The 11518-nt window shown below is 44.6% G+C and carries 15 protein-coding genes; 9 read left to right on the plus strand and 6 right to left on the minus strand.

Features of this window, described 5'->3' with window-relative positions; genetic code table 11:
* Window positions 1-4 precede the first annotated feature (4 nt).
* The 6 genes from DWZ82_RS05105 (at window position 5) to DWZ82_RS05125 (ending at window position 4270) form a co-directional block, all read left to right on the plus strand.
* Window positions 5-1411, plus strand: coding sequence for an ABC transporter permease (locus tag DWZ82_RS05105; RefSeq protein WP_243022885.1), 1407 nt, complete (start codon window positions 5-7; stop codon window positions 1409-1411).
* A complete protein-coding gene (locus tag DWZ82_RS15550) occupies window positions 1408-1968 on the plus strand; it encodes a hypothetical protein (protein WP_243022886.1) in 561 nt (186 codons plus the stop codon). The genes DWZ82_RS05105 and DWZ82_RS15550 overlap by 4 nt, the downstream gene beginning before the upstream one ends.
* A gap of 150 nt (window positions 1969-2118) precedes the next feature.
* A complete protein-coding gene (locus DWZ82_RS05110) occupies window positions 2119-2283 on the plus strand; it encodes a DUF6440 family protein (protein WP_117497604.1) in 165 nt (54 codons plus the stop codon).
* A 55-nt stretch (window positions 2284-2338) separates the two neighbouring features.
* Window positions 2339-2773, plus strand: a complete 435-nt coding sequence (locus DWZ82_RS05115) for a winged helix-turn-helix domain-containing protein (RefSeq protein ID WP_118479236.1) — start codon at window positions 2339-2341, stop codon at window positions 2771-2773.
* Window positions 2774-2940: 167 nt separating this feature from the next.
* Window positions 2941-3855, plus strand: coding sequence for a ParM/StbA family protein (locus DWZ82_RS05120; RefSeq protein WP_118479238.1), 915 nt, complete (start codon window positions 2941-2943; stop codon window positions 3853-3855).
* Window positions 3856-3859: 4 nt separating this feature from the next.
* Window positions 3860-4270 (plus strand): hypothetical protein, encoded by a 411-nt coding sequence (locus DWZ82_RS05125; protein WP_117497766.1) that lies wholly within the window; start codon window positions 3860-3862, stop codon window positions 4268-4270.
* 30 nt (window positions 4271-4300) lie between these two features.
* On the opposite strand, the gene DWZ82_RS05130 is transcribed toward DWZ82_RS05125, so the two are convergent.
* A complete protein-coding gene (locus DWZ82_RS05130) occupies window positions 4301-4630 on the minus strand; it encodes a helix-turn-helix domain-containing protein (RefSeq protein ID WP_118479240.1) in 330 nt (109 codons plus the stop codon).
* Window positions 4631-4756: 126 nt separating this feature from the next.
* Between DWZ82_RS05130 and DWZ82_RS05135 the strand changes: the two genes are divergently transcribed.
* The 3 genes from DWZ82_RS05135 (at window position 4757) to DWZ82_RS05145 (ending at window position 6676) form a co-directional block, all read left to right on the plus strand.
* Window positions 4757-5311: an SLOG family protein gene (locus DWZ82_RS05135; RefSeq protein ID WP_118024189.1), complete on the plus strand. Its 555-nt coding sequence runs from the start codon at window positions 4757-4759 to the stop codon at window positions 5309-5311.
* Window positions 5312-5930: 619 nt separating this feature from the next.
* A complete protein-coding gene (locus tag DWZ82_RS05140) occupies window positions 5931-6497 on the plus strand; it encodes a sigma-70 family RNA polymerase sigma factor (protein ID WP_243022887.1) in 567 nt (188 codons plus the stop codon).
* On the plus strand, window positions 6494-6676 hold the full coding sequence (locus DWZ82_RS05145) for a helix-turn-helix domain-containing protein (protein ID WP_118479242.1): 183 nt from the start codon (window positions 6494-6496) through the stop codon (window positions 6674-6676). Before DWZ82_RS05140 ends, DWZ82_RS05145 begins: the two co-directional genes overlap by 4 nt.
* A gap of 53 nt (window positions 6677-6729) precedes the next feature.
* Here DWZ82_RS05145 and DWZ82_RS05150 read toward each other — a convergent pair whose 3' ends face one another.
* The 5 genes from DWZ82_RS05150 to DWZ82_RS05175 all read right to left on the minus strand — a co-directional run.
* Window positions 6730-7155, minus strand: coding sequence for a winged helix-turn-helix domain-containing protein (locus DWZ82_RS05150; RefSeq protein WP_118479244.1), 426 nt, complete (start codon window positions 7153-7155; stop codon window positions 6730-6732).
* A 416-nt stretch (window positions 7156-7571) separates the two neighbouring features.
* Window positions 7572-9602 carry an ABC transporter permease gene (locus DWZ82_RS05160; RefSeq protein WP_118479246.1) on the minus strand — a complete coding sequence of 677 codons (2031 nt, stop codon included), beginning with the start codon at window positions 9600-9602 and terminating at the stop codon, window positions 7572-7574.
* Between the two features lie 14 nt (window positions 9603-9616).
* The gene (locus DWZ82_RS05165; RefSeq protein ID WP_055158491.1) at window positions 9617-10282 is read right to left on the minus strand and encodes an ABC transporter ATP-binding protein; all 666 of its coding nucleotides are present in this window, start codon (window positions 10280-10282) and stop codon (window positions 9617-9619) included.
* A gap of 192 nt (window positions 10283-10474) precedes the next feature.
* Complete coding sequence (locus tag DWZ82_RS05170) at window positions 10475-10891, minus strand: hypothetical protein (protein ID WP_117715690.1); 417 nt, start codon at window positions 10889-10891, stop codon at window positions 10475-10477.
* Window positions 10892-10918: 27 nt separating this feature from the next.
* On the minus strand, window positions 10919-11518 hold a 600-nt coding region (locus tag DWZ82_RS05175), incomplete at its 5' end, for a sensor histidine kinase (protein ID WP_147356904.1).

The raw sequence follows: 11518 nt of genomic DNA on the forward strand, positions 1-11518 counted from the left end.
AGATATGTACTGGAAGTTAGCAATTCAAAATATCCGCAGAAGCCTGCGGGATTATATCATTTACTTGGTGACGCTTACCTTGACTGCGGCATTGATGTACTCATTTTTGGCATTGGGCTTTTCATCAGATGTTCTTGCTATGGCAGAAAATATGTCGATGCTGACTACTGGAATTTTGCTTATGTCAGCTCTGGTTGCTTTTATGTCCTCGTTTGTAATCGGTTATGCGATCCGCTTTATGCTGGGACGACGGAAAAAGGAGTTTGCAACCTACGAACTGATTGGCATGGAAGCAAAGACAGTACGGAATTTGTTCCTTGCTGAAAACAGTATCATCGGTACAGGGGCCTTTCTGCTTGGTTCTTTGGTTGGTACAGGACTTTCCGGTTTGCTGAATCAGGTAGTAAAAAATATCTTTGAGGTGCCGCATACCTATCAGGTTTCCTTTTCTCTCCGGGCCTGGGCAGTAACATTTTTGTTTTTTGCCTTGATGTATGGTTTTGGGATGCTCCGAGCAGCAAAGATTATCCGGCATCAGAAAGTAATCGATTTGCTGTATGATAACCGCAAGAATGAAGAATACCGTTTCAAATCATTCCGCCATAGTCTTTTGGTAGTATTGCTTTCAATAGCCGCAATGGTTGCAGGCGTGATTTTGCTTGGGCGGATGCTTCAGACACAAACCAATGAAGCATTTTTGTACCTTGGCGGAGCCTGCCTGCTCATTCTGGTGGGTGTTTACGAGCTGCATCGCCAGATTCCGCTTTTGCTGCACCGATTTGCAAAACAAAATCTGCGCCATAAGTACAAAGAAGAAAATCTGTTCTTCCTGGGGCAGATTGGGCGGCGCATCCATTCTGCTGGCCGGACAATGGCTGTGGTGGCGATTCTTTTAACCATATCCCTGACAACCATGTTTGTGGGGCTTACAATGGGAGCAGGCTACAAAGCCAACATGAAAGCCTATTATCCCTATGATGCAGGCGTGGCGATTGATGCACCTTTGGAAAAATCCAGCATGGATTCCATCGTTTCCTTTACAGAGGAGCATTGTGGAGTCGAGGATTCTGTGAGCTATTATCTGTATGCGGTTCCTGAAAAACCGATCGAAGCCTTGTCCTTGTCCGACTATAACCACCTGCGTGAGATTTTGGGGCTTTTTCCTGTTTCCATGAGCGACAACGAGTTTTTGGTTCATTGTGATACATGGAACTATATGGACGGAATCCGGCAGGGCTTGAAGCAGCAGCCGGAGATCACATTAAATGGTCGAACCTTGACTATTGCAGAGACACCAATCCTGACGGAGCCGATGGAGCAGTATCAAATGGCCGGAACGAAGGGATATGTACTTGTTCTGCCGGATGAAGCAGCTTCACAATTAGTCGGAGAAAAATCCGTCTGGCAATGAAACTGGAAGATGGCGGATACCCGGAATTGAAAAGCGACTTGAAGCAATTCCTGAACAGTGGGAAATGGCAGCTGGAATTGCAGTCCGGTCAACAGCTCCCGGAAAAAGTAACGATGGGTGTTACAGTAAAGGCGTGGGGCGTTGCCAATTCGCTGACGGGATTTACAGCTATTTCGTTCTGCGGATTGTATTTAAGCATTATTTTCATCATTCTATCCTGCTCGGTTCTTGCATTCGAGCAGCTTTCTGCCATAGACAAAAACCAGAAGAATTATGCAGTCATTGACCGTTTGGGTGTACCGGGGCACAGGCAAGCCTCCCTGATACGCAGGGAACTGTCCACAGTCTTTTTGATCCCACTGCTATTCCCTCTTTTGCTGACGGTTTTGCTGATAGTAGGGGCACAGTTCTTTTTCGGAGAGGCAATCTTGCAGCAGGGACTTGTGCCTCTTTATGGTTTGGTGACGATCCTGCTATTCTGTGCAATCTACCTGACCTATTTTGGTGCAACAATGTTCTTATTCAAACGGGTTATTCTTCGGCCTGAAATGAGATAAAAATTGAATTGTTACAAAAATGAAGCAATTCCGCCTGTTTTCTTGCCGAAAAAGAAAGCGGTTAGGAGATTTCTGCAACATTTGGCCTTTATCATAGAGTAATAAATTAGAAATGCTGATACCTTACACTATGCAAAGGAGTGGATTACTATGGCAAACAAAGAAAAGCGCTTTGAAACAATCTATACACAGGGAACTTCCTTGAGTATTGTTGTAGACACCGAAACAGGTGTAAACTACCTTGTCCATGATACGGGGATTACCCCTTTGCTGGATAAAAACGGAACAGTCGTTATTACTGAAATAAACAAGTAAACTTTATATTGGCTGCAGGGTATCAGCATTCTAATTATGAATAAGGGAGGGACATATGGGAAAAATCTTTGTATTGTCGGTAACAGACCATGAAGAATACATACTTAGCAGAATTATGGAGATTATTGCAGCCGAGCCAGGATTTGACCATATTGTGTCATTTCACCCTTGTAATACTCTTGTTTTTCCGGGATTGGAGCTTCGCCTGAAGGAGAGAACGGTACACCGAAACGGCGAGTTAATTTCTATGACCCATCGGGAATTTGCGACATTGGTATACTTGGCAAACCACCCGTCCTGGGTATTTTCTGCCGGGCAGATTTATGAAGAAGTGTGGGGTGAGGATGGTGAAAACTGCGGAACAGCCGTTGCCAGCGTCATTGGTCAGATCCGCAGAAAACTGACACCGGATATGCCGAAAGCGGGTTATATCCGTACTGTTTTGGGGAGCGGATACAAATTTGAAGTTCCGCAAGGTATGGCAGAATAGAACAATCAAATATATATTAGCTGCGCACATTATGAAGCAGCCAAAAGCGGGAAACCTTTATGATGGGTCTCCTGCTTTTTGTTTTCATAAAAATAGTGTGTGATTGTTGAGAATAGGCGTCATATAGGCGTAAAGGATATGTATAAAGCAAAAAGGAGGCATTACATATGCTTATTGGCGTTGATCATGGCAACAAACAAATTAAAACGGTTCATTGCAACCCCTTTGTGTCCGGTCTTAAGCAGAGTGTCACCCGTCCCTTTGGACAGAATGTGCTGAGGTATCAGAATACCTACTATACGCTGTCTACTGAGCGGATTCCTTATCGGAAAGATAAAACGGAGGACGATCGCTTCTTTATCCTGACCCTATTTGCTCTGGCTGGTGAGATTGAAGCGAGGGGAGCATATTCCTCGGAGGTTCAGCGTATCCAACTGGCAGTAGGGTTGCCGCCGGCACACTTTGGCGCCCAGGTGGAGCGGTTTATACAATACTTTGGGCAGCGGGGAATGGTAGAATTTGAGGTGCAGGGCAAGCCGTATTCCATCTATATTGAAGATGTGGCCTGCTTTCCACAGGCATATGCAGCGGCGGCCACCATGCTTCACACGCTTGTTGAAGAGCCAAAGGCGGTAATTTTGGATATTGGTGGGTTTACTGCTGACTATCTGCTGATGAAAAACGGAGAGATTGATCTTACCTCCTGTGATTCGTTAGAAAATGGCGTGATCCTGTTGTACAATAAGGTGCGTTCAAAGGTGAATTCGGAGCTGGATCTGTTGTTGGATGAAGGAGATGTGGATGCCATACTGATGGGAAAAAAGACTCAATATCCGGATGCAGCCATACGGCTGACAGAACAGATGGCGCAGGAATTTATCAATGACCTGTTCAGCACGTTGCGGGAGCGAATGTTGGACTTGCAATATTGCAAGGTAGTATTTGTAGGCGGCGGTGCCATTCTTTTGAAGCGGCAGATCGAAACTTCGGGCAAGGTGGGAGCACCATTCTTCGTATCGAAAATCAATGCAAATGCGGATGGCTATGAGTATCTGTACCGGATTGAAACAGCAGGCAGGTGATGGTATGGGCGAGAAAAAAGAACGAGGACGGTTTACGCTGCGCTTTAATGAGGGCGATCCCATACACGAGACGGCCATTGGATTACTGGAATTGCAGAGTCCCCGCACAAAAGCGCAATATGTGGCAAATGCAGTGGTCTACTATAATGAGCACTTTGGGCAAGAGCCACAGCCGCTAAATGCTTCAATCATCAGCAAAGAAGCGGTGGTGGCTATTGTCAAAGAGATTTTGCGGCAGGAAGGTATGGGACAGGAAAAAGCAAAAGAGCAGATTCCCACAGCCAGATTGGTGGAGAAGCCTGCAGCGCCTGTGATGCTTTCGACTGCACAGGAAGTGGACGATGATCCGGAAATGGACGATAGGACACGCAGCCTGATTGCCAGTACTTTATCTGCGTTCCGCAGCAGGGGATAATCAAAAGAGGCATGGGAGCCAGTGATGCTCCTATGCCTCTTCCTGTATGGCCGCGATAAAACTGTCTAAAATATCTTCAAAATGCCTGTATTGTTTGGGCGTTAGTGTGGAAATCTTCTTCATAAGAAGAGAAGAATCTGCTTCTGTGATGACGCCTCGCAACAAATACTCGGTGCTGATGTGAAGTGCATCACAGACTTTGAGGATTGTCTCAGGCCGCATAGCCTTTTGCCCCAGTTCTGCGGTGGAGATGGTCTGTGGTGTGACATGAGCCAGCTCTGCCAGAGTTTCTTGGGTCATATTCAGTTGTTTCCTCCGGTCGAAGATCCGTTTACCCATATCTTTCAATAGATTTTCCATGCGTCACCTCCATGCTATAGTTACATTTTATCCGCTATGACATGGATTATTAAGCGGTCATGGTTGATTTATCTCGTCTATGGCAAGTATAATATGCAGAGGAGTATGACGGGAAAGGAGAACCATATGAACAGTTTTTCGTGTGTGATTACAGGCCACAGGCCGACCAGATTTAAGTTCAAATATAATGAAAAGGATAAACGCTGCCAACGGATTAAAAAGTGTCTGCAGGAGCAACTCATACGACTTTATAACCAGGGAGTACGATGCTTTTGGGTTGGAGGAGCAATGGGCGCTGATATGTGGGCAGCGGAGATACTGCTGCGCATGAAAGAACAGCAAACATATCAAGATGTGGAATTGTGCTTGGCGCTCCCTTTTGAGGGTTACGATTCAGACTGGGATGACTGGCACCGAAAGAGGATGGATTTTATTCGCAGATATGCTGAAAAGGTCTTAATACTGTGTGAAACGCCATCAAGTGAAAGCTATAAGAAACGCAATTACTATATGGTGGAGCAGGCCGGATATATGATAGCTGTCTATGATAATGCACACAATATGCGGTCTGGAACCCAGCAGGCGGTCAACTACGCCAAGAAGAAAGGACTCCAAATCATTTATATCCATCCAGATACGGCACAGGTAGCGATGGAAGATACAACTTTATGGAAAAAATAAAGGAAGAGCTCTAAAGCGGAACACTAAGAAAGATTGCAAAGTAGTGTGTCCGTTTTAGAGCTTGTTTTGTCATATAATGTCGAATGATTTTCTTTTTGCTCGAAAGCGATTCCAATGCTACTCCAAGAGTTTCCGAAAACTGTCAGTTACACTATGATTATGGCAGTGATCCCAAAACCAATGAAAACTCGATAAGTGGAGGTGGGGGTATGAGATCAGTACAGTACCCAATGAAAATCGGAAGAAGAGGGCGGTCTTTATCCTGGCAATAAGGATGGAGGCCGCCTTTTGTTTTAATTTAATAGAATAGCTGGAATAGCATTTGAAAAAAGTATTATTTCACAATTTAATAATTATTAGCAGGGCGGCAGCGTTGCGCTGCCATATCGCGAAAGAAAGGGGATGATGCAGGCCGCCTGTGTGCCGTCCGCATAACTGCGGACAGGGAGTAACGATGTTATGGAGAAAGGATTCCACGACATCGAGCAGTTCATTGCTTTCATAACTCCAGGACACACGGCTTTTCATGAACGGCTCTCAATAGGGGTGCATCGTCGAGGCAGGACAAGGGAGTTCTCTCCACATAAGGAAAAACCTCCGCCTGCTCGGACGGTATCTATTGAACTGCTCGATGCAGCAATTCAAGGAACAGCTGGTTTTGTCCATTGGTACAAAGCTGGCTGTTTTTCTCTATCACAGCCAGGTTTTGTCCGGTGCAGGTCACCGCCAGAAGCTCAGGAAATCCATCGGAATTCTTGAGACTTTTGGAGGTAAAGCCATGTGGCAACGGAACAATGGGCAGGCAGAAGATGACCTGCAATTCAGGTTTACAGCATATTTAGTTTCGGCGGTCAAGCGCCGCAGAAAAGATTATTTGATCCAGTTTTATAAGCGCAGCAGTATAGAGAGTACTGTGGAAGTGGTCTATGAGTCTGAACCCAGCTCAGAGGAAGTGGTCTTGGACAGATTACCGCTTATGGATGTCATTGAGAATGGAGCGCTTCTGGAGGCGTTGCAGAAACTCAATGAACGGGAACGCCAGATATTTCTGGCTCGAACGCTGGAGGAAGAAGATTTCGAGACTCTGGGAGCAAAGTTTGGGCTGTCCTACAAAGGGGTGGCTGCACTTTACTACAGGACGATCCAGAAAATCAGAAAGAGCATTGAAGGAGGTGACAAGAGATGAATTTTGAGTGTCTGCTCCTCAGTGCCAAGGACGGAAACGAGGATGCCATTACGGCGATCTTACAGATGTATCGACCATTGCTGCTCAAGTATGCTATTATTGACGGCGTGCTGGATGAGGATCTGTACCAGGAATTGAGCATTATTTTGTTGAAGGCGATCAAATTGTTTAAGATTTAAGTCAATGAGAAAGGCTCCGAGATCATTACGGCCTCGGAGCCTTTCTTACTGACTTAAAAGGGAGAACTGCTAAATTTATATCCACTGCCCAGTATAGTGCGGATATAGCCACCCTTTGGTGTATCCGGCGTCAACTTGCGCCGGATCTGACTGATGATACTGGCAACGGCAGTGCCGCAGCGTTCACCGTCTCTATCCCATACGGCCTCATAAATCTGGCTGGCTGAGAATACCCAGCCAGGATGACGAGCCAGATATGTAAGGACAGCAAACTCATGGTGAGTCAGAGTAACAAGTTGACCGCTGCAGGACACTGTCTGCTCCTTCAGCCGGATTTCCAGATTTGTAAAAGAAAGAATGTTGCAAGGGAGAGGAGGCGCAATATGGTTAAGCTCCGGCTCGTTTGCGATAGTTTCCATAATTTTATTGAGTATATGTTCTTCGTGGTCAGTGACGGATAATATTAAAATTCTGCCCATATTGTTCGCCTCCTTTGCTTGGGGTAAATGCGGAAAACTGCTGCGCCAGTGGCCGCCAACAGTACCAGAAGCAGCACAGCAAACAGACCGAAACTCTCATAGTAGAACAGTTCATCCCAAAATAGGAGAACATCACAGAGAGCAGTCAAGGCAACCGTCCAGCGGATGTGCCGGGCCAGTCATTGCCGGAACACCAGCACAAGGACAACGGGTGGGACGATCAGCAGCACCAGATTCAAAATCAATGTCGGGGTCAGTTCCATTGCGTCGCCTCCGTTATGCGTGCTCTTTTGTTGATAAGGTCATTGTAAAACCCAAATCTCCGCGAAATGTTACAGTGGCCAAAAAATTCCATTGAAAATCGGGGTGAAATGTTACAACGCTCGGACACTTTTATATTAGTTGGGTCTACTTCCTTAGTCTACAATCCGTAATCTCTCAACCAACGGAGTTTTTTGTAAACTGTAAAAAGCGGAAATAGTAATCATCAAAATAATCAGAACCACCACAATGCAATATACAGTAAACAATGCTAATGGAAATGTATATGACAAATAGAAAATCCCTGCACTTATCAAGCCTTTTATCAATATCTGCCCTAAAATAATTCCCAATATCAGAGTAAGTATCAAGCTCCCTATCGCCAATACACAACTTTCGCATAGTGCCATTTTTTCTGTTTGTTTCCTAGTCATACCGATGGATTGAAACATAGCGTATTCCCGCTTTTTTGTTGCTATATTTGTAATGATTGTACTTGCGAAAGTAATGATACTAAAAAGCAGCAAGAATAGTGTTACGCCTATGATAGATATTCCTACCTGCCTTATAGTAGCTTCTTTTGAAGCAATCGCTTCTTGCATAGTCGTCAGTGTTAATCCATCTGACATATCCACTAATTTCTCTAAAGATATTGTGGTGTGTTCCAATCCGGTATCATTTGCCTTTACAATCAACCTAATAGAAACATTAAAAGAAACCGAATTTTCTGCTATCAATTCAGTGGGCATTAAAAACCAGCCGCCATAAATTGCTGTATTTGAATACAGATCACCATCTAATATGCCTCCCACTGTATAAGTTTTTTGGGTGCCATCCCCAAATGTAAATTCTACTGTATCGCCTTTAGAAATACCTTCTACACCATTTACAGCAACAATCTGGTTAGATTGAACAAGCTGTTGGTAATCCAAATCGCCTGATTCGCTGAATTGCTGAATAGAAGCAAAGTCATTAGCGGTAATAATAGAAAGTTGATCTTTGCCTGTGCTATTTTTCCCTGCCCAACTAATATCTGTTTCAACAACTTGCTTTATATTGCTAATGTTTGGAAACTCCATTATCTTTTGTTTGAAGTTTTCAATTTCTGAAACTTTCTCGCTGTATTTACCAGTAGTTTCAATCGCAAATTGTCCATACTGGTAGACATCTTTCTTTACAATAGACTCTGGATCAATGGAAGCGGTGTATGTCGCAGCTAAGACGAATAAAAGCCCGCTTAGGCCCAAAGAAAGCACAGAAACTAAAATGCTTTTCCAGTGTGATGTTATGCTTATGATTGCTAGCCCCAAAGAAGATAATTTTCGTTTTTCTTTGTTAGTAACCTTACAATCAAAGCGTTCCATCATATATTTGCTGGAAAGGATCGGGGAAATGCTGAGGGCTATTTTTGTAGGTCTATTTAACGATACTTTTACAACGAAATTGATGATAAGACTAATGATTATCCCCCAGAATACCGCAGCGATCCAATCCCAACCATCAGGTTGCAACAAATATCCAGCAAGGCCACCAATCAGTAGACCAATCGGAACCCCAATTCTACATAAAATTTTTCTTTCGTAGCGGATGATTTTCTTTGTTTGCTGCTGTGTCATTCCGACAGTACGAAGCTGCCCAAATTGCCGCACTTGATTTACAACAGATAAATAGAAAACATTGTAAATTACTAAAGCACTCACAATTATAATGAAGATTGCCACCCCCATAAGAACCATGTTTTTCTGATTTAATAGTCCTCCGTTGGGCAAACTATCCATGAATAAGTCGTTTCTTCTTACATGATGAATGTCATATTTTGAAGATATATTATCGACCGCAGAAGAAAAACCATATTGCGTCATTTTTGTGGCATCAACAATGGTAATTGAAGCGTCATATCCATTTTCTGTTTCAGTTACTTTGATAGATTCGATATTTTCCTCTGAATACAACAACTCAATTTGCTGCTGGGAAAGATCATAAAAAACAACTTGTGGTTGCCCTTCTGCCATTCTATCTTTTGTAGTTTCATATCCGCTTTCAAACATAGCCAACATCATAAGTAGTGCTGTTGCAAAGACTATCGTAGCAAGCGAGAAAACTTTTTTAACTCGGTTTTTATCTATATCGTTTTTAGCAATTTTTTTCGTGATCGCACTGGTATCATTCTCAAAAGGCCATGTCATAGCCTACCACCTCCTTATTCCACAATCTTGCCGTCCTCAATGCGGACAATCCGATCTGCAAGGCGGGCTATGTCGTCATTGTGGGTAATCATCACAACAGTTTGCCGGAACTCCGCACTGGTACGCTTGATAAGCCCCAGCACCTCGGCACTGGTCTTGCTGTCAAGGTTGCCGGTCGGCTCGTCGGCCAGCACAATAGCCGGTTTGGTAATCAAGGCGCGGGCGATAGCCACACGCTGCTGCTGGCCGCCGGAAAGATTGTTCGGCATATTTTTCAGTTTATCTTCCAGTCCCAGCAGGTGAACGATCTCGTCCAAAAACTTCTGATCCACCGTGTCCCCGTCCAGCTCCACCGGCAGGACGATGTTCTCATACACATTCAAGATGGGAACAAGGTTATAGTTCTGAAAGATAAAACCGATGTTGCGGCGGCGGAAGATGGTGAGCTGTTCATCGTTCTTCTTTGCCAGTTCTTCGCCCCGGACGATCACGGTTCCGCTGGTGGGAGTGTCCAGCCCGCCCATCATGTGAAGCAGAGTGGACTTGCCGCTGCCGGAGGTTCCCACAACGGCCACAAATTCGCCATCGTTCACGGAGAAGTTTACACCATCAAGGGCGCGGGTAATGTTCGGCTCTGTGCCGTAATACTTTTTCAGATCAATCGTCTGCAAAACGCTCATACTCAAAACTCCTTTCAAGGCTTTCTGCCTGTTGATAAGGCTATTGTAAAACCCAAATGTCCGCGAAATGTTACAGCGGCTAAAAAATTTCATTGAAAATCGGGGTGAAATGTTACAACGCTCGGACATTTCAAAAAAAATTACGGCGGGCAGCCGGAAATGGCCGTCCGCCGAAACATACTACACAATCTTTTAGATAGATTGATTGTGAAATAATTTCAATCCAATCACCACATCTATCATAAGTTCCACAATGAGAATTATACTAATGGCAACATTAAAATTACATAGGTTATATAATCCGATATAGATTTCACAAGTAAGAAATACAACTTGCAGACACAAATTTAAGTATGTCACTAAATGCTCGTTAGTTCTATTCCACAATCTAAACAGGAACATTGTAAAAATAGGTTTTCCCGCAAAAGCAAAAAGCACTGACAATACCGGAACCCAAAATACATAGTAAGAATCTACTGCATTGCTGGGGGATGTACCTACCCATTGAATTGCTATTTTATCAGGAACAACGAAAAATAAAACAATAGATAAAATAACATTGATTATTAAGATGATTGTTGTTGCTTTGCAAAAATTGATTTTTTTCATGGTGTTTTCTCCTGTTATAAGTGTGCTTTATTTTGTAGGGAGCATAATAGAAAATTCCGAACCCTTGCCCGGCTCCGAAACCACTTTGATATAGCCGCCCTGTCGCGTTACGATCTCGCGAGCCAGATACAGGCCAATGCCCACGCCCTGCTGTTCGTGTACTTCTTCCTCACGATAGAAGCGCCGGAAGATGGCAGCCTGATTGCTTTCGGAAATGCCCTTGCCGGTGTCGGTCACTTTGATCTCCACATACATTTCCCACAGCACCACCGACACAGCGATTTTCCCGCCCGCCGGGGTGTACTTCACCGCATTGTCCAGCAAGTTAAAGAGAGCTTCGGATGTCCACTTGCTGTCATGGGAAACGGTCAAATCCTCCGGGCAGTCCACAGACACGGCGATTTCCTTTTTCTCCGCTGCATACACGATCCCACTCATGGCCTGCGCCACGGTATCAAAGAGGCGACCCGGTTTCTTGTCCAACTGGATCACGCCTGTTTCCAGACGGGAGGTTTTCACAAGGGCCTGAAAGAGAAAGTCCAGCTTATCCGTCTGGCTGCGGATTCCCCGGATAAAGTCGGTGCGCTCCGCCTCGGTCATGGGCTTTTCCAGCAGGGTGTCCGTCGC

Origin of the sequence: Butyricicoccus sp. AF35-5AC (assembly GCF_003477715.1) — a bacterium.
GTDB lineage: Bacteria > Bacillota > Clostridia > Oscillospirales > Butyricicoccaceae > Agathobaculum > Agathobaculum butyriciproducens.